15 protein-coding genes are annotated in these 17,939 nt (G+C 58.5%); 4 read left to right on the forward strand and 11 right to left on the reverse strand.

The annotated features are described in order from the left end of the window. Positions 1-17 precede the first annotated feature (17 nt). Genes AC2FNB_RS05680 through AC2FNB_RS05690 form a run of 3 tightly spaced genes read right to left on the reverse strand, consistent with a single transcriptional unit; the run spans position 18 to position 2,871 of the window. The gene (locus tag AC2FNB_RS05680; RefSeq protein ID WP_496745003.1) at positions 18-1,010 is read right to left on the reverse strand and encodes a YcjF family protein; all 993 of its coding nucleotides are present in this window, start codon (positions 1,008-1,010) and stop codon (positions 18-20) included. Next, entirely contained in the window at positions 1,007-1,459 is a 453-nt protein-coding gene (locus tag AC2FNB_RS05685) for a GNAT family N-acetyltransferase (protein WP_496745005.1), read from the reverse strand. The genes AC2FNB_RS05680 and AC2FNB_RS05685 overlap by 4 nt, the downstream gene beginning before the upstream one ends. After that, entirely contained in the window at positions 1,456-2,871 is a 1,416-nt protein-coding gene (locus tag AC2FNB_RS05690) for a YcjX family GTP-binding protein (RefSeq protein WP_480748090.1), read from the reverse strand. The genes AC2FNB_RS05685 and AC2FNB_RS05690 overlap by 4 nt, the downstream gene beginning before the upstream one ends. Positions 2,872-2,992: 121 nt before the next feature. On the opposite strand from AC2FNB_RS05690, the gene truA reads away from it, so the two are divergent. Continuing rightward, entirely contained in the window at positions 2,993-3,763 is a 771-nt protein-coding gene (gene truA / locus AC2FNB_RS05695) for a tRNA pseudouridine(38-40) synthase TruA (protein ID WP_496745007.1), read from the forward strand. A 52-nt stretch (positions 3,764-3,815) separates the two neighbouring features. Here the strand turns inward: truA and AC2FNB_RS05700 are convergent, their stop codons facing one another. Both AC2FNB_RS05700 and AC2FNB_RS05705 read right to left on the reverse strand, forming a co-directional pair. Further along, positions 3,816-5,099, reverse strand: a complete 1,284-nt coding sequence (locus AC2FNB_RS05700; RefSeq protein WP_496745008.1) for a TAXI family TRAP transporter solute-binding subunit — start codon at positions 5,097-5,099, stop codon at positions 3,816-3,818. 77 nt (positions 5,100-5,176) lie between these two features. After that, on the reverse strand, positions 5,177-6,037 hold the full coding sequence (locus tag AC2FNB_RS05705; protein ID WP_496745010.1) for a crotonase/enoyl-CoA hydratase family protein: 861 nt from the start codon (positions 6,035-6,037) through the stop codon (positions 5,177-5,179). Positions 6,038-6,178: 141 nt separating this feature from the next. Between AC2FNB_RS05705 and AC2FNB_RS05710 the strand changes: the two genes are divergently transcribed. Then, the gene (locus AC2FNB_RS05710; RefSeq protein WP_496745012.1) at positions 6,179-7,273 is read left to right on the forward strand and encodes a CaiB/BaiF CoA transferase family protein; all 1,095 of its coding nucleotides are present in this window, start codon (positions 6,179-6,181) and stop codon (positions 7,271-7,273) included. 60 nt (positions 7,274-7,333) lie between these two features. Here AC2FNB_RS05710 and hemE read toward each other — a convergent pair whose 3' ends face one another. Continuing rightward, positions 7,334-8,368: a uroporphyrinogen decarboxylase gene (gene hemE / locus AC2FNB_RS05715; protein WP_480748037.1), complete on the reverse strand. Its 1,035-nt coding sequence runs from the start codon at positions 8,366-8,368 to the stop codon at positions 7,334-7,336. 106 nt (positions 8,369-8,474) lie between these two features. On the opposite strand from hemE, the gene hemC reads away from it, so the two are divergent. Both hemC and AC2FNB_RS05725 read left to right on the forward strand, forming a co-directional pair. Continuing rightward, positions 8,475-9,431, forward strand: a complete 957-nt coding sequence (hemC, locus tag AC2FNB_RS05720) for a hydroxymethylbilane synthase (protein WP_496745013.1) — start codon at positions 8,475-8,477, stop codon at positions 9,429-9,431. A 429-nt stretch (positions 9,432-9,860) separates the two neighbouring features. After that, a complete protein-coding gene (locus AC2FNB_RS05725; protein WP_496745015.1) occupies positions 9,861-10,805 on the forward strand; it encodes a fatty acid desaturase family protein in 945 nt (314 codons plus the stop codon). Here AC2FNB_RS05725 and AC2FNB_RS05730 read toward each other — a convergent pair. The 5 genes from AC2FNB_RS05730 to AC2FNB_RS05750 all read right to left on the reverse strand — a co-directional run bounded on the left by AC2FNB_RS05730 (position 10,802) and on the right by AC2FNB_RS05750 (position 17,843). After that, complete coding sequence (locus AC2FNB_RS05730; protein WP_496745017.1) at positions 10,802-12,442, reverse strand: N,N-dimethylformamidase beta subunit family domain-containing protein; 1,641 nt, start codon at positions 12,440-12,442, stop codon at positions 10,802-10,804. The genes AC2FNB_RS05725 and AC2FNB_RS05730 overlap by 4 nt on opposite strands. Before the next feature lie 89 nt (positions 12,443-12,531). After that, positions 12,532-13,251, reverse strand: coding sequence for an aspartate/glutamate racemase family protein (locus AC2FNB_RS05735; protein WP_480748041.1), 720 nt, complete (start codon positions 13,249-13,251; stop codon positions 12,532-12,534). Between the two features lie 2 nt (positions 13,252-13,253). After that, entirely contained in the window at positions 13,254-14,519 is a 1,266-nt protein-coding gene (locus AC2FNB_RS05740; protein ID WP_496745019.1) for an NAD(P)/FAD-dependent oxidoreductase, read from the reverse strand. Positions 14,520-14,523: 4 nt separating this feature from the next. After that, a complete protein-coding gene (locus AC2FNB_RS05745) occupies positions 14,524-16,737 on the reverse strand; it encodes a TRAP transporter permease (RefSeq protein ID WP_480748043.1) in 2,214 nt (737 codons plus the stop codon). A gap of 95 nt (positions 16,738-16,832) precedes the next feature. Next, the gene (locus AC2FNB_RS05750) at positions 16,833-17,843 is read right to left on the reverse strand and encodes a TAXI family TRAP transporter solute-binding subunit (RefSeq protein ID WP_496745021.1); all 1,011 of its coding nucleotides are present in this window, start codon (positions 17,841-17,843) and stop codon (positions 16,833-16,835) included. Positions 17,844-17,939 lie beyond the last annotated feature (96 nt).

Raw genomic sequence — 17,939 nt, forward strand, 5'->3', positions numbered from 1 at the left:
CAACCTAAGTGCCGGGATCATCCCTTTTTAAACAGCCCCGTCAGAGCACGTTTGACGATAGCCCGTGTCGAAGGTTTGTGCCGGAAGGAAAACGGCAATGGGCGACACACTTCCATTGCGGCCACGCCAACGCGGGCACTGAGCGCGCCATTGACCAGCCCCTCGCCAAATCGCCGGGACAGTTTGCTGAGGATAGACCCACCCAGAACCGGCTCTAGCAGATCATCACCCACCGCAACCGCCCCGGTCGCAACCAGGTGCACGAAAACGGCACGGGTCAACCGCCAACTACCCAAGACCCCTGCCCGACCACCATAGATTTCAGCGATGCGGCGGATCATACGTAGCGATGCGCCCAAGGCAGTCGCCACGTCGGCCAAAGCCAATGGAACCAGTGCAGTGACGGTAGCAACCTGCCGTGCCGCGGCTTCGACCTCACGGCTGGCTGCCGCATCCAGCGGGGCCAGCAACTCGTCTTCGGCCAGCGCGAGCAACGCTGACGCGTCAAACATGTCGCCTTTGCGTTCGTTCAGCCGTTCCAGCCCCCAACGTGTGTCTTCGCGGCCGCTGTAGAAAACGGCCAGTCTGTCGATCACCGCCCGCGCTTTCCCTAGATCACCCTCAGCCAGAGCCACGTCGGCGGACCGTTTCAGGCTATCGACACTGGCAAGCCGTCCAATCGCCGCAACTTCCCTGAGACCAATGAGCAACACAACGAGAACCAAGGCTCCAATCAGAGCCGTCACCGCCCATCCAAGCATCGGCGCACGCGCCACCAGCGATGAAACGAAATCCCAAGCCGCGACAGATACCACCGCCCCGACCAACGCCCCTGCAAGCCCCCAGAACCATTTTGCCAGTCCAGAAGGCTTGCGTGTAGCAATACGGGCGACGGTTTGCATTGCCTTGCCTTTTGGAACCTGCAAGTCTGGTACGTCTGGCGCTTGCGCCACATTTGGCACGGGCGTTTTTTCGTCTGAAAGATCGATCAAAACCGGACCATTGGTCATCCGGGATATCCTTTCTTTTCCCAGACATAAGTGATGTCGGGCAGGTTTTCATCGTTGGCCGAGCCATCGCCATACCCAGCCTCGACAAATCCGTTACGTTCGTAAAATCGTCGTGCCCGGGCGTTGGCCTCGAATGCCTTCAGGACCAGGTAACCCCGCCGTACCTTTGCATCCTCCAGCAACTTCTGTCCGACCCGCTGTCCTCTGGCCGGTTCACTCAGATAGAGCGCGCAGATTTCTGCTCCGTCCCGAGCAAGAAATCCGACAACTCCATCTTCGCCTTCGGCAACAGTCACCCAACCCCGATCGATCATGGTCCCGCAGAACGCGATCATTTCCGCCAGCGAATGGAGTTTGGGCATCCAATCATTCTCGCGGGCGAATCCGTACAGGATTTTGCCGGTCTTACCAGCATCCGTACTGCGCGCTAGTCGAAGGATCGCGTTCAAAGCTTGCCTCCGATCAAGAATTGCGCTGCCCGGTCCAGCCGTATGTGCGGTGGGCCGACGCCGGGCTTTCCGTCAATAGGCGCCGGCGCAAAAGCCATGGTGCCGTATTCGCCCTCCAGCCATGCCTCTGCGCCATCGCGTGCTGGCACCAACAACTGCGCGGGATCTTCGGGCAAGCGCCCCGGATAGAACGCCGCCTGTTTGCCGGTTTCCAGCAATGCACCCCGAACACAGGGCAAGTCTTGCCCATTGTGGCGACGCATCTCTTCGGTGGTCACGCGCAGGGCAGCAATCGACAGGGCCGACGTTTCGGCCCCGGCAAACCGGGCGCGGTTTCGGGCCTCGCGAGTCAATGCCTCCATGATCGCGGTCAGGTGCTGGTGCTGCAGATGGTGCAGGTGATCGGCTTTAGTAGCGGCAAAAAGAACCTTTTCGATCCGCTTACCCAGCAAAAGCCCGCTCAGCCAGGCGTTCCGACCGGGCCGAAAGGCCGACAGGATGTCAGCCATCGCACGGCGCATGTCTTCGACTGCTTTCGGGCCCTTGTGGATTGCGCCCAAGACATCGACCAAAACCACCTGACGGTCGATACGGGCGAAATGGTCCCGAAAGAACGGCTTGACCACTTGTGACTTGTAAGCTTCGTATCGCCGCTCCATCTCACGATGCAAAGTCCGCCGCCGCGAAGGACTCGACACCGGGAGAGGTGCGAATGTCAGGACCGGAGAGCCCGCCAAATCACCGGGCAACAGAAACCGCCCCGGAGTACAGTCGTAAAACCCAGCCTCCCGTGCGGCGTTGAGATATCCCGTAAATGATTTTGCCAGACCCTGCGCCACCTGTTCGTCAAGTGTGGCTCCCGGATCGGTGCTTTTTAACTGCGCCAGAAACGCTTGCGCCTGTGGTCGTGCCGCGACCCCTGTCAAAACCTCACCAGACCACTCGGCATAGGTTTTGTCCAACAAACCCAGGTCCAGCAGCCACTCCCCAGGATAGTCGACGATGTCCAGATGCACGGTGCGTGGCGATTTGAACCCTGACAGCAACCCACCCGGCTGCACGCGTAGCGACAAACGCAATTCCGACACTGCGCGGGTGCTTTCGGGCCAGCGAGGTACAGGCCCGGTCAGCGCCCCTAGATGAGTTTCATAGTCAAAGCGCGGCACCGTGTCATCGGGTTGCGGTTGCAGATATGCGGCAACGATCCTGCCCTCCTGCTCTGCCGTCAGCCCGTGCATCCGCCCTCGATCCAGCAGGTTGGCCACAAGCGAGGTAATGAACACCGTCTTGCCCGAGCGTGCCAGCCCCGTCACCCCCAGCCGGATCACCGGTTCGAACAAGGTTTCGGACACACGGTCGCCCACGGTTTCCACACCGCGCATGATATTGTCTGCCAGAGTCGAAATGACCAATACGCTGCCTCTCTCACGACTTGCCGCAAGATAGGCACGTCCGTGCAGGGTTACCAGTGCAACACAGAACGGCAGACCTCCCCACTGGACTTGTCCGCCTCTCCGGGCTACCAGCGCGGCCATGCCACGTTATGCATTGAAAGTCGAATATCACGGCGCCCCATTTGCCGGTTGGCAGCGCCAAAAAGAGCTGCCCTCGGTTCAGGGAGCAATCGAGGACGCGCTGGCCAAGCTCGAACCCGGCCCTCACACAATTGCTGCGGCCGGCCGCACCGACGCAGGCGTTCACGCCCTTGGTCAGGTCGCCCATTGCGATCTGGCAAAGGACTGGGACCCTTTCCGTTTGTCTGAAGCGCTGAATTATCACCTCAAGCAGGAACCAGTCGCAATTCTTCAGGCCTCTCAAGTCGCGGACGACTGGCACGCGCGCTTTTCGGCGGTCGAACGGCAATACCTATTTCGTATTCTGATCCGACGCGCTCCGGCCACACATGACAAAGGGCAGGTCTGGCGGATCGGTCATCCACTCGACGTATCAACGATGCAGGCAGCCGCAGACATGTTGATCGGGCGGCACGATTTCACCACGTTCCGGTCCTCGATTTGTCAGTCTGCCAGCCCCGTCAAGTCGCTGGACGAGTTTCGCGTCGAAGCGGTCGATGGCTTTTCCGGACCGGAAATCCATTTCCACGTCCGAGCACGTTCCTTTCTCCACAACCAGGTGCGTAGTTTTGTGGGCACACTTGAACGGGTCGGAGCAGGCGCGTGGTCACCCGAGGACGTCTATTTGGCTCTCAAGGCCTTAGACCGGGCTGCCTGCGGTCCGGTTTGCCCACCGCAAGGCCTGTATCTTGCACGCGTCGGTTACCCGGTCGATCCCTTCCGGAGGTGAAGTTGTGTTTTATGACGGACAAAAATCAACTGTTTTTCGGGACAAAACGATTTCAAATCTTTTTGCCAGCAGCTTTCCGTCGCAATAAAATCATCTCATTCACCCGTTTTTGAATGAGTTCCAGATGCAGGCGGGCATCATATTGTCCCTGTCTGTAGGCGGCTGGAAGCCGAAGCGTGGCAAAGCGGTTGTCCAGATCGACCAACTGCGTTTGCATCGCCTCAAGTTTTGACAATTCAGGTTCCTCGGACAACTCTTCTTCGATCTGCCTTATCTCGGGATAGTGCTGCCAAACCCGCCAACGCTGAACATAAGCATAAGCGCGAGGCAGCATCCGCAACAATGGAACAACAATGAAGAAGAATGGCAGGAACAGCAGAAGCACACGATTGACCTGAGCAGCTATCCAATAGGGCAACCAATCGTGCCATGTAGACGGGCCTTCCTGTATCAATTGCCGTGCGGTGTTGTTGACTTTCAATCCGGTCCCTTCGATCGACGGGAACATGCCCGGGTCGGTTATGATCCCACGTTTTCGATGCACTTCTATCGCGGCGGTGGTAAGGCGGTTTATCAGGGCGGGATGCAAATCAGGCTCGACAACCAACCGCGCTTCCAAAGCTATGAATTCACGAGGTCCGGGCGGAAGCACAGGATCCAAAGACATGCCTCCTGTCGGAACCGTTACGACACTGGCATATTCCAGTCTGCGCGAAATGGCTTGGACATGTTCGACTGGCAGGAACCTTAACTCGGATTGCTCATATGCCCGCTTCAGATAGGGCGCATCAATCGGCGCGACAAACACGGCAATATCAATTTCATCGTTGATCAAAGCATCAATTGCCTCGGCATATCCGATTTCGAAGTGCGTGTTGTCTTCTCGCGATAAATCTACCGCTCTTTCAAAGTCACGAAAGGCGGCCTCGGTTCCTGATCCATACGCACCGCTGTTTATACGCAAACCTTTCCATTCAGCAGGGTTGCGCGGAATGATCGCATCAGCGCGCCCGAGGAACACCATTGGCTCAAAGAATACGGCTCCAATCGCCTCGATCCTGTCATCTTCGATCGGGATGCCACCCTGCAGGAAACCCGCATCCACCGCTCCCTGCGACAGCAGGCGTGCGTTTTCAACAGACCCGGCAGTCCGCAAGATTTCAAGCCGAATGCCATCTTTGGCAAGAAGATCCGCATAGGTCTTGGCGATACTCTCATATGACCCGCCTTCGGGGCCTGCAGCGAATTTGAATGAGGAAGGCGGGTGAAGCCGCGCATATATGAGGGCAAGCGCAATCGCGATGGCGCAGCCGAAAAAAAACAACCAGGCTCTCAATGCCGCTCCCCCCAGAAATGTGCATGAGATGTTGCAAGAATTCAGGCTAGTCTCGAATTCTTTTCAGAACAAGTCTGCTACCTGTTGCGCTTGGGAAGTTCGAAATTCCCGGTCCAGTCCCACGTCCCTTCGTCACGCTCTGCCACCGCCTGTTTCCAACCCACATCTTCGGCGCGCGCCTTGAAGTTTATGCCTTCGGGTGAATGCCGGGTAATACCGTCAAAAATCGTCGCCAGCCGCTGTGTCTGCATCAGTCCCGTCTGTTCGATGGCCTGGTTTATCACCAGTTTCTGCATCGCCAGTTGGTTGATCGGAACCGCCGCCATCCGTGCTGCCAGTTCCTCGACCGCGTCATCCAACTCATCTGCCGGAACCGCCCTTAGTACGAGGCCCATGTCGGCGGCTTCGCGACCCGAAATCTTGTCCCCGGTGAACAGCATCCGCTTGGCTCGCTCTACCCCCAGGCGATAAACCCACATGGCAGTCGTCGGACAGCCCCAGACACGCGCAGGCATGTATCCGATCTGCGCATCTTCGGCCATGATGGTCAGATCGGCACACAGCGCGATATCAGACCCACCTGCAACCGCGTACCCATGCACTTTGCAGATCACTGGCTTCATAGCACGCCAGAGCGACATGAAATGCTGTGTGTTGCGCCACATAAAACGATAATCCTTGATCGGGTCCCAGGGCATTGGCTGCGTCACCTCTCCAGAACCATTGCCTTCGGCATAAAAGGCCAGATCATAGCCCGAGCAAAAGGCGCGACCCCGTCCGGACAAAATCATGACGTGCACCTCCGGATCGGCGTCTGCCTGCGACACTGCGGCCTCCAGTTCCACCGGCAATTCATCATTGATCGCGTTCAATACTTCTGGGCGATTCAGGGCAATTCGCGCGATACGGCCATCCTTTTCATAGTCGACAACTGGCATGGCACACTCCTCCTCAGAGCCCAGAAAAGCACAGGCCAACAATTGCGCATAGAGCACTCTGTCAGGACGTCACGTCGCATGAACAACCCCTTGCAATCCCCCGGCCACACCTGAACCTTGTTGCCAAACGGAGAGCATCGCATGTTGAACGGCATTCGCATCATCGAATTCGAAGGGCTCGGTCCTGCCCCATTCGCAGCCATGCTGCTCGCCGATCTCGGTGCAGACGTAGTCACCGTGCACCGCAAGGGCGGCCCGGTCACGCCTGGAATGCCGGAACGTTCGCTGCTCGACCGGGGCAAGCGGTCCATCGCGCTGGATCTCAAAAGCGCCACAGACAATGAAACCGCGCAACGCCTTATTGCCACCGCCGATGCGCTGATCGAGGGTTTCCGACCCGGCGTGATGGAAAAACTGGGCCTAGGCCCCGAAGCTTGTCATGCACTAAACCCCAAACTCGTCTACGGACGCATGACCGGTTGGGGGCAGGACGGTCCTTTGGCTCAACAGGCGGGCCACGACCTGAACTATATTTCTCTGTCGGGTGCGCTTTGGTACGGGTCAAACCCCGGCGATGCGCCGCAGACACCGGCAACTCTTCTCGGTGATATCGGAGGCGGTGCGATGTACCTAGTGACCGGCCTGCTAGCGGGTTTACTCAATGCTCGCGTCAACGGGTGTGGAACAGTGGTCGACGCCGCAATTTATGACGGCTCGGCCCACATGATGAACCTGCTCATGAGTTTGTCGCAAACCGGAAACCTGTCCGAGACACGCGGGGAAAGCTTGCTTGACGGCCCCCACTGGAGCCGCACCTATGCATGTTCGGATGGCGGTTATGTGACGGTGCAATGCCTTGAACCGAAGTTTTACACACTCTTCCTCGAACGCATGGGCCTCGCAGAAGATCCAGATTTCCTCAAGCAATTTGACAGACCCGCGTGGCCGACCCTTACCTCGCGACTGGCCGAAATCTTCTTGGAAAAACCGCGCGATCATTGGGCCGGGCTGTTTCTGGGCACAGACGCCTGCGTCGCTCCGGTTCTCAGCCCCGCCGAGGCGGCTCGCCACGAAATGAACGCGTCCCGCGAGACCTGGGTAACCCAAAACGGCATCTTCCAGGCCGCCTGCGCCCCCCGTTTTTCAAACCACGACTGGACTCCGCTACCCAGCCCGCTACGCGGCGAACACACGGACGAAATCCTCGGCGAACTCTCAGCTTTGGACAGGAACTGACTTGGTGCTTCTTTCTGGTCTGAAATACCCCGGGGAGCGCGAGGGGTTGGCCCCTCGCCCCTAACGCCCGCGCACCGTATCGATCATGATCTGAACATTTTCCGGATCAGCATCCGGCGTGATCCCGTGGCCCAGATTGAAGATGTGGGGCCCATTGGAAAAGGCCGCGACGATTCGGCGAGTCTCGTCAATCAACGCCTGCCCGCCGGTCACCATATGCGACGAGGCCAGATTCCCTTGCACGCATCCATCGACCTGAACGTGCTCTGCGGCCCATTCCGGCGTCACCGAGTTATCGAGAGCCACACAGTCCACGCCCGTGGTTTTGGCAAAGCCAACATACCCGTCACCGGCTTCTCGCGGAAACCCGATGACAGGAATACCCGGGTGGCGCGCCTTCAGGGCCTGCGTGATCACCCGACAAGGTTCGACTGCGTATTTGGCGAACGCCTCTCCGTTCAACGATCCCGCCCAGCTATCAAAGATTTTGACAACCTCGGCACCGGCTTCGATCTGGGCAGACAGATACTCGATCGTGGCCGCTGTGATCCGCTTGATCAAGGCGTCAAACAGTGCTGGATTGCCCTCGCGCAAGGCATGCGCCGGTCCTTGATCGGGCGTACCCCGACCGGCGATCATATAAGTGGCGACAGTCCATGGTGCACCCGCAAATCCAATCAGCGTGGTTTCCGACGGCAGTTCGCGCGACAGTATTCGAACGGTTTCATAAATCGGGTTCAGAGTCTCGTGAACAGCTTCAACCGGTTTCAACACATCGAAATCGGCCTGGCTTTGAATCGTGGACAATCGCGGCCCCTCGCCGGTTACGAACCACAGATCGGCCCCGAGCGCCTGCGGCACCAGCAGAATATCGGCAAACAGGATCGCCGCATCAAACCCATAGCGGCGGATCGGTTGCAACGTCACCTCGGCCGCCAGATCGGGTGTATAGCACAGCCGCAAGAAATCACCTGCCTGTTCCCGGGTGGCGCGGTATTCCGGCAGGTACCGCCCTGCCTGGCGCATCATCCAGATCGGCGGAACCTTTTGAACTTCGCCCGCCAGCGCCCGCAGCAATGTTTTTGTTTCGGCCATGCTCGCCCCCAAAAATCCGATTTCCGTCACGGGTCCGCCTTCGGCGGCAATTTGTCAAGCTCTGCCCCCATTGTCAGGGCAATGTGACGCGACTAAAGCTGACCCCATGATTTCGAACTTACCCTCCCCCGCTTCGCCGCTGAAGATCGGCACCCGTGGTTCGCCGCTGGCGCTGGCCCAGGCCCATGAAACCCGCAATCGGCTGAGCGAGGCGTTCGACCTGCCCAATGACGCGTTCGAAATCGTGGTCATCAAGACCACCGGCGACAACCGTGCCATGATCGACGCCGACCGTCCGCTGAAAGAGATTGGCAACAAGGGTCTGTTCACCAAGGAAATAGAAGAGGCTATGTTGCAGGGCTCAATCGACATCGCCGTTCACTCGACCAAGGATATGCCGGTCGAACAACCCCACGGTCTGGTGCTCGATACATTTCTGCCGCGCGAGGACGTGCGGGACGCGTTCATCTCTCCGTCGCTCGCATCGATCCACGATCTGCCCCAGGGAGCTGTCGTCGGAACTTCGTCACTGCGCCGCCGGGCACAGCTTCTGAATCGCCGCCCCGATCTGAAGGTAGTGGAATTTCGGGGCAACGTGCAGACCCGGTTGAAAAAACTGGCCGAAGGCGTTGCTGACTGCACATTTCTTGCCATGGCCGGTATTCGGCGGCTGGACATGACCGATGTTCCCGCGACCGCAATTTCTCCCAATGACATGCTGCCCGCCATCGCGCAGGGTACGATCGGGATCGAACGACGCGCAGATGACCTCCGCGCCGCCGAGATGCTTGAGGCGATTCACCACGCAGAAACCGGCCAAAGACTGGCTGCTGAACGCGCATTGCTGGCCGCGCTCGACGGCTCGTGCGAAACACCAATTGCCGGTTTGGCTGAATTGCGGGGCGCCAATCTTCGTCTGCGCGGCGAAGTCCTCAGGCCAGACGGTTCTGAATCGATTGCTGATGATGTCACCGGGCCTGTCGAAGACGGCAGCGAGATGGGTCGTGCCATGGCAAGTCGCCTTCTGGACCAGGCTGGCCAAGGCTTTTTCGACTGGCGCTGAAAGAAATTTTAAAAAAATCCACCGATTGTGATCTGGTTCACTTACGCAACCACAGGTTTCGGGCAAATCTACCCTCAGCCAGATTGGCAACATGAGGGGGGCAAACCCGATGAAGATCAGAGCACATGGCGGAAAGCTACTGAACGCTCTGGGCTTAGAGGGGGTTGGGTTAATCCTTGTGGGACTGGTGGGGGCAGTCGCAAACGATTTGCACGCACCAGAGGCTGTAATGGCTGCAGCCGCGTCAGGGGCCACGATTTTTGTGTGGGTCTGTGCAGGGTTCCGCGGGCCGGGTGGCTCCGGGGAACGTTGTCGCAAACCAATGGTTAACGAGTGCCTATGACGCGGCTGCCGACGCAGTAGTGACGCTGCGGCGAAATTGACAGGCGCAGCCCGAATCTGAGACGTTTCCGACCGGGAGGCGCCGTGATGACACCCGGAAAGGCCTATCTGACTACCGAAGAGATTCGTCCTCTGGCGCAACGCTCAGATCGCATGGGTGTGTGTCTGGTGGTTCATTGCTGGGGAACAATCGCGGCGGCGCTGATTGTTTTTGCACTTTGGCCGAACCCTCTGACTTTCCTACTTGCCGTGGTTGTCATCGGATCGCGCCAACTTGGGCTGGCGATTTTGATGCATGATGCAGCCCACAATGCCTTGTTCCGCAACAAGCGTTTGAACGAATTGGTCGGCGAGTGGCTGTGCGGCAGGCCTATTCTGGCGGAGCTTGAGGCTTATCGTCACTATCACCTTACCCATCATCGCTTTACCCAAACCGAAAAAGACCCCGATCTGGTCCTGTCCTCAAAGTTTCCGACCTCACATGCCTCGATGCGGCGTAAGTTCACACGCGACCTGACAGGGCGAACGGGGTTGAAACAGCTTTGGGGCCAGATCGTGATGTCGTTTCGACTTGCGGGGGACAAGGATGCAGTCGAAGCGGCGGCCTCGGATTTCGCCCAAAGCTTCAATGCGGCCCAACTTTGGAAATCCCTCCCAATTTTTCTGGGCATCATGTTCGTCATGGGGCTGGCGGGCCAGTGGTGGTGGGGACTTGCCTTCTGGTTGCTACCCTATCTCACATGGTTTCAGTTCGTCTTGCGCATCCGCAACATCGCGGAACACGGAGCGACCGAAAAATCAGAAAACCCGTTGCAAAACGTCCGCACAACCTTTGCCGGTCCAGTAGCGCGATTGCTGGTGGCCCCCTATTGGGTCAACTACCATCTGGAACATCACATGATCATGCATGTGCCCTGTTACAACTTGCCAAAACTGCACAAATTGCTGCTCAGCAAAGGGCTGGGTCACAGAATGCGCACAGCACCCAGTTACGGGCACGCACTGCGTGAAGCAGGGTGGCGTTCAGGCTAGGCGGCGGGCGTACCAAAGCGGTCAAGCACGTTGCGCGTAACGCATTCGACCTGCCAGTCTTGGCGCGCAAGGCCCATGACCCACTCGCAGGTGGCGGCGTTGAATACCGCCCCCTGACCGCGTTCCCAATACACGATCACCCCGTTGCCGCGCACTGCCCGGTCCAGAGTTTTGTCACTAAGCTCCCCAAACATGGCAAGCGCTTTGAACGCGGCATCGTCGGAACCGATGTAAATCGTCTCACCCCATACACCATGTTCCGGTTCCACATTCGTAGCCAGACCCATCGCGATGATCTCGACGTTTTGATCGGTGCCGTCTGCACCGGTTGGAAATGGCAACCCATCCTCCATCCGATAGTCCAGCCCATCGACCTCATAGCCAAAGATGCGCGATCCGGCCCCCAGTACGTCGCCATAGCCCAGTTGGGTACCCTCCAGCGCCCAGTGTCCAGGTCGGTAGGTAGTGAACCCGCCGCTGCCCTGCCCTGCGCACCGCCCCAGACCAGCATAAACCCCCATCAACCCGTTCGCCCCGAATGTTTGTGATCCGGGCCATTTCACTGGCGCAGCCTCCCACGCGCCGGTCACCAGAACCTCGTGATCGGTGCCCATAACCGGGTCGCAGTCACGCGCGGTGTATTTGTAGCAGATCTGCCTTCTTCCTTCGTCCTCGATCCGGGTCTGCCACAGGAAGTTACCCGCGAATCGGGCGACGTTGCCGCCGCGTTCGACAAACCGGTCCACTGCGCGGCGCATGTTTGCGCTCCAGTACTCGTCATGGCCTACAAACACGGCGCAGCGATGCGCATTCAAAAGGTCTGGGTCCATTTCCAGATCGTGCTGCGTAACGATTTCAAACTCATACCCCTGCGCTTCGGCCCAGCGGGCAAAGTGGCGTTCGTAACTGGCCCAACCAGCAGAGGCATATTTCTTTGAGTACCCATAGGCATAGGCCCATTCCATGTACGGATAGCGAACCATCCCTCCCGGCACGTGTGGTTTTTCCGGCAAAGCGCGCGGCGCGCCTTCGGGCAGTTTGCAGAACCCTCGCGTCCACGGGCGCTGCGTCGAAACAACGGGGGAAAACGCGTTACCGTCTGGACCGGTGATACCTTCATAGTGGTTCGATCCGCCCCAGCAATTGTAGGCCAGCCATGTCCCCGTAGCGCAAACCAGAACGAAAGGTGCTGCCGGGCGATCGGTTGCCCTACGCAAGAAAAACAGGTGATGCTCTTCGACCATGTCCGCACCCCGGCGGGCGCGCAGGGTAACCAGATATCCACCCTCCATCCAGTCCTGCGGAATGTCGAACTCAAACTCGACTGGCCAACCGCATCCTTCAACGGAACAGTCGACAGGCGTAGGGTGATGTGTGCCTGGCAGATCGGTTCGATGAAAAAGAGGGGCGTAGCGGGCGCCGTCGCGTCCGATCTCGACATCCCAGGAATCGCCCGTCGTCGAAACGCGCAGTGCAAGCCGCTCGCCGGGACGATAGGTGTAGCAATCGGAATAGCCCCAGATCTCAAGCACAGCGCCATCACGCGACGGGCCGATATAGTAGTTATCAAGAATATGCCGCGCCTTGGCGCGGGTACGCGGCGTGGTCGCGGGGGTGGCGCATTCGCTGGTCCGCATGATGAATTCCTGTTTTCCGGCCCGACCTGAGCACAGTAATCAGAAGAATTTCATCCAGATCAACATATTCAGCTCAAGCCGAACCCTTTTCAGTCGTACCTGATCTGGCCCGCATATGGGCTGCGCGTCACGATGTTGTGGACCATTGTCGCCAATGTCGTCAGGTCGGCTATAGGCAATCCCAACACTTCTTGCAGGCGGTGCGCATACGGCGGAAGGTCGGTACATTCCAGAACGATCGAATTGACATCCGGATTGTCTGCTACCAGTTGACGGCCAACAGTGGCGAGTTCCTGAGCCAGTACCTCTTGGTCGATTTCCGGCCGATTGTCATCAAGGATCACGTCCCGGAATTCCGGCTGTTCTTCCATCCCCGCAATGGCGACGGGCGTCGTTCCCGCCCCGACTGCATCCATATGCGCCTGTGTCAGCGCCGATTTGCGGGCAGTGATCACACCGACCTTGCCACGCTGCCCTGCCATCTGGTGCATCAACGGGATCTGGATCAGGCTGGAAGAAAACACGGGTATCGAAACCTGTGCTGCCAACTCGCGGTGAAACAACGCCATGAATCCACAGCTGCCGGTGATGGCGGCGCATCCCTGAGCCTCCAGTTCCCTTGCCGCGTCCAGAAAGGGTGAGAAGAACTCGATACTGGGTCGTTCCAGCAACTCGCGGATGGTTGTGCCTCGCACGATCCGTTTGACCGTCGGGAATGGCAAGCTTTCACTGCACCGGATATGGCCGGGTGGTTTGGCGAAATGTGTATCGAGACAAAGTATGCCGATCGGGGTGTTTGTGACTGTCATGGTCAAAGGTCCGTTGTTGGGATCAGTCCGCGGGAAAAGCGGCCCGTGGAATAGGCCGAGCAATCAATGTTGTTACTGCGCCCCGACAGTATGTCCGCCAGCAGTTCCCCGGTTTTCGGTGCCATCATCAATCCCCAGTGAGAATGACCAAAGCCCGCAAACAGGCCCGGTTGATCATCAAATTCGCCGATCATTGGCAGGCTGTCAGGAAAGGTCGGGCGGCGACCCATCCAGAAACTCGGGCGATCGGTCGCGAGATCCGGAAAGGCGGCCTTGGCCTGCGCCAGCATTCGGGGTTGCTTGCGAGGATCTGGTGGGTCGTTCACATCGCCGAATTCGGCTTGTCCAGCGATACGCATACCGCCTTCCATGCTGGATGCCACGATCTTGGCATCGGTATCCATGACCGAATTGTTCACCTCAATCCCCGGAGCAGAAAACTCCAGGTGATATCCACGCTCGGCCACCAGCGGTACGTTGATACCCAAAGGCCGCAGGATCTCGGGCGACCACGCCCCCATCGCGATCACCACCCGGGAGGCTTCATAAACACCCGCATTGCAGGAAATGCGCCACCCCAGATCGGTACGCATCAGGCCGGTGACCTGCTCCTTGACAATTTCGACACCAAGCGAACGAGCCTTGTCGGCCAGGGCCGCGCCAATACGCCCCGGTGAAAGGGCGCGGGCCTGATCGTGGATCAGAACGGCCGCCTTGAAATCGTGCGACAAAGCAGGCTCAATCCGGCGCAATTCATCCACCCCCACCAGTTCAAGACGCGCGCCCTTTTCTTGGCGAATGCGATAGTCCAGAGACCGCAGCGAAGCCTTGTCGCCCTCGCGAAAGGCGTGGATATAACAACTGTCGCGCACCAAACCTTCTGCCCCGGTGCCTTGCAGATGCCGACGATAAAGGTCGATCGAAGGGCCGCACAGCACCTCCATCGCATCGGCGGCCCGCTGCACACGGGCTTCGGTTCCGTTACTCAAAAACGCCAGACCCCAACGCGCCATCCTGGGCCAGAATGTCGTGCGTACGGCCAGTGGTCTGTATTTGCCGAACAGCAAATGGGGCATCTGTTTCCACGTCCCCGGCAGAGCCTGCGGGATGATGGACCATGGCGAGATGACGCCGGCATTGCCAAAAGAGGTCTCTTGCCCAGGATCGCCCCGGTCAATCAGTCGCGCCGCGACGCCGCGCTCAGCGAGGGAGAGGGCGGTGCAGATGCCAACAACACCTGCACCGAGAATGGTGACATCCTTTTCCATCGAGTTACGCCACGGAAGTTTGCGCCCGTCGGGCGATGATCTGGCTTAGGATTGCCGGGCTGGCAATTGCAAGCGCCACCAGATCGGCCTGCAGCGATGGAGCGATGAAAACAAGACCCGAGATTGCCATCAGGATCCGATAGAACACACCCATCGGTGCCAGCCAGTAACCCACGACTGCCGTCGACAGGGCGATGACACCCGCAATGCAACTGGTGGCCGTATAGCTGAACTCGACGAAGTTGAAGCCGGTCGATGAGACGAACAGCAGCACCGGCGCATAGACGAACGCCATTGGAGCCACCACCTTTCCCAATCCCAGCGAGAAGGCCGACAAGCCGGTCCGGAACGGGTTGGAGTTGGCAATGGCCGCAGCCGCGTAAGCCGAGGTACAAACCGGCGGGGTGATCTCAGCCACTACGCCATAGTACAACACGAACATATGACTCGCGATCGGTGGGATGCCAAGCTGTGCCAACGCGGGCTGAGCCACCGAAACCAGCATGATGTAAAGCGCCGTGGTCGGCACCCCCGCCCCCATCAGGATACAGGCAACAGCGATGAAGATCAGGCTGATGAAGAGCGTCAGATCCTCGACTGCGAACAACTCGAAGCTGCCGAAAGTCAGAAGGCTGTTGAGATCACCGCCAAGGTTCGCTGCGGCCTGCGTAACCATGAAACCGATCCGGAACCCGACGCCGGTGGTGTTGATCACACCGATGACGATGCCGACAGCTGCCGAGGCCGCGCCCACGGCCAGCGCGTATTTCACGCCGGTTTCAAGCGTATCCGCCATTTCCGTGATTGTCGTGCGGCCCTGTGGGTTGAATGTGGCGATGACCGATCCCGCAATGAGGATGAGGGACATCGTCAGATCAAAGCCATCGCCGGCATATTTCCACAGTACAAAGGCGATGAACGCTGCGGGAATTGGCAGAGTCAGCGGCTCTTTGTAGCGGGCCATACCAGCGATCAGTGCCAGGGATATACCGCAGAACGCAGACATATAGGGGGTGTACCCCGAGAACAGAACCACCAAAAGCCCGACCAGCGGAACGATGTTGGCCCAGCCTTCGCGCCACACTTCGCCAAGCTTCGGCAGCATTTCCTTGGACAGACCCTGCAGGTTCAGGCGGCGCGCCATCAGATGCACCACTGTGAAGACGCCGGTATAGTGCAACAGCGCCGGAAAGATCGCCGCAATGACAATCGTGGTATACGGCACTTCCAGGAATTCAGCCATGATGAAGGCCGCAGCGCCCATGATCGGTGGCGTGATCTGCCCACCCGCCGACGCCGCCGCCTCGACCCCGCCTGCGAAATGGCCTGGGTAGCCAAGCCGTTTCATGTTCGGAATGGTCAGCGCCCCGGTCGAGACGGTGTTCGCCACCGAAGAACCCGAAATCGTACCGAAAAAGGCGGACGAAACCACCGACACCTTGGCCGGGCCACCGGTATAGCGGCCCGCCAGAATGGTGGCATTGTCAATGAAGAGCTGCCCCAACCCGGTGCGCTGCGCAATCACACCGAACAGGACAAAGTGGAAAACGATCGTCGAGACGACCCAGAGCGTGACGCCAAAAATGCCTTCCTGCGGGAAGTACATCGAGCTGACGAATGTTTTAAATTTGACGCCAGGATGCTGAAGGATGCCCGGAAAGATCGGACCGAACAGCGCATAGGCCATAAAACAGCAGATGATCAGCGGCAGAATCCAACCCAGCGTCCGGCGCGCAATATCGAGAACCAGAACGATCAGGATGCAGCCGAATATCATGTCATAGGTGTTCGGATTTCCCATCCTGAAGGTCATTTCTTCTACACCAAGGAAGGGAATACCATGCCAGGCGAACCCCAGATAAAGTGAGGCCGCCACGCCCAAAACCATCAGCATCACATCCAGATAGGGCACGCCGCCCAGATGGAACGCACCGGTTTTCAGGTCGAACGAAGTTTTGGTCTTGATATGCGGGAACAACGCGTAAATCAGGATAAACAACCCCGACAGGTGCCAACCCATGTGCCAATAATCAGGCGGCAGTCCAAACCCTGCGGTCAGATAGTGGTACGTGGCATAGATCAGGGCCACATAACGCAGGAACTTTCCGAACCGGTCCGAAACTTCGCGTGTCGCGGCACCTTCGTCGAATTTCTCTTCGATTGCGGCCAGCTCTTCGGCGGACAGTTCCGGAGACTCGTGGTTTGGCGCGTTGCTCATGGCCCGCCCTCTCGCATCAAGTGTGGTGTGGGATTGATTGGGCGGCGCAGCTTACGCCCGCCGCCCAGGACTTGGAATAACCGAGGAGAGAGGGGTTACTCCAGAACGCCAGCTTCTTTGTAGAACTTCTCGGCACCCGGGTGCAGCGGGACGCCCAGATTTGCGATCCCGTCAAGCGCGGTATCCAGTGTGATTTGCTTGCCCTTGGCGTGGCCGTTATCCAACAAATTGCGGGTGTTGTCGTTCCACATTGCCTTGGTGATGCCATAGACCAGTTCGTCGGACAGGTCGGACGAAACCACCAGCAATGCCGAAACCGCCGGGGTTTTCACTTCATAGTCGACACCTTCATAGACACCGGCCGGAATCTTTGACGGGATATAGGCCGGGATGATCTCATTGATCTTGGCAAGATCCTCGTCGGTGAAGCTGTGCAGGTCCATACCTTTGGTCGAGGCGAGCTGAACCATCGCCGAAACCGGCCAACCGGCCGCATAGAAATAGCCGTCAAGCTGACCGTCAGCCAGACGTTCGGCCGACTGGCTGTTGTTCAGTTCGGCCTCTTCCATGTTGTCGCGGGTCACGCCCCAGGCCTCGAGCATCTGCAGGACTGCAACTTGGGTTCCCGATCCCGCCTGAGCGATGCCCACGCGTTTATCTGCCAGATCGCCAAGGTTGCTGATCGACGTACCCTTGGGCAGAACCAGGTGCAGGTCTTCGGGGAACAGGTTCGCGACGATACGCAGCTTGGGATGCGGCTTGCCTTCGAACTTGCCTTCGCCCAGATACATCGAACGCGTGACGTCCGCAGCCGCCAGACCAGCTTCAAGCTCGCCGTTCTCGACAGCGGTATTGTTGAACACGGACGCGGTGGTCGATTGTGCGATGGCGATCAGGCCCGGCACGCCGCACTGGCCACCTTCCTCACAAGGGCGCGAGCCCGGAGGGGACGAGATGCCGTTTGCGATGGTGCCGCCAATGGGGAAATAGGTGCCGCCTGCACTGCCCGTGCCAATGCGGAAGAAGGTCGGGTCCTGAGCATAAGCTGCGCCAGCTGCCAGAGTGGCTGCCAGAACAGCTCCGCCAAGATTTCTGATGAATGCCATTTTTGTCTCCCTTTGGTGTGATTGGACGTTAGGTCACGATCCTTATTCTGAAACGATGATCGAACTTTTAAATAAATGCAAATTTGATTACTTTAG

The organism is Ruegeria sp. BHSB058 (genome assembly GCF_059613285.1).

What these genes read in the sequence shown, in the direction of transcription:
- AC2FNB_RS05745 (WP_480748043.1), bottom strand. Translation starts at nt 16,737, where the DNA reads ATGAGCAACGCGCCAAACCACGAGTCTCCGGAACTGTCCGCCGAAGAG.
- hemE (WP_480748037.1), bottom strand. Translation starts at nt 8,368, where the DNA reads ATGGCCGAAACAAAAACATTGCTGCGGGCGCTGGCGGGCGAAGTTCAA.
- AC2FNB_RS05735 (WP_480748041.1), bottom strand. Translation starts at nt 13,251, where the DNA reads ATGACAGTCACAAACACCCCGATCGGCATACTTTGTCTCGATACACAT.
- AC2FNB_RS05680 (WP_496745003.1), bottom strand. Translation starts at nt 1,010, where the DNA reads ATGACCAATGGTCCGGTTTTGATCGATCTTTCAGACGAAAAAACGCCC.
- hemC (WP_496745013.1), top strand. Translation starts at nt 8,475, where the DNA reads ATGATTTCGAACTTACCCTCCCCCGCTTCGCCGCTGAAGATCGGCACC.
- AC2FNB_RS05730 (WP_496745017.1), bottom strand. Translation starts at nt 12,442, where the DNA reads ATGCGGACCAGCGAATGCGCCACCCCCGCGACCACGCCGCGTACCCGC.
- AC2FNB_RS05710 (WP_496745012.1), top strand. Translation starts at nt 6,179, where the DNA reads ATGTTGAACGGCATTCGCATCATCGAATTCGAAGGGCTCGGTCCTGCC.
- AC2FNB_RS05740 (WP_496745019.1), bottom strand. Translation starts at nt 14,519, where the DNA reads ATGGAAAAGGATGTCACCATTCTCGGTGCAGGTGTTGTTGGCATCTGC.
- AC2FNB_RS05750 (WP_496745021.1), bottom strand. Translation starts at nt 17,843, where the DNA reads ATGGCATTCATCAGAAATCTTGGCGGAGCTGTTCTGGCAGCCACTCTG.
- truA (WP_496745007.1), top strand. Translation starts at nt 2,993, where the DNA reads ATGCCACGTTATGCATTGAAAGTCGAATATCACGGCGCCCCATTTGCC.
- AC2FNB_RS05705 (WP_496745010.1), bottom strand. Translation starts at nt 6,037, where the DNA reads ATGCCAGTTGTCGACTATGAAAAGGATGGCCGTATCGCGCGAATTGCC.
- AC2FNB_RS05725 (WP_496745015.1), top strand. Translation starts at nt 9,861, where the DNA reads ATGACACCCGGAAAGGCCTATCTGACTACCGAAGAGATTCGTCCTCTG.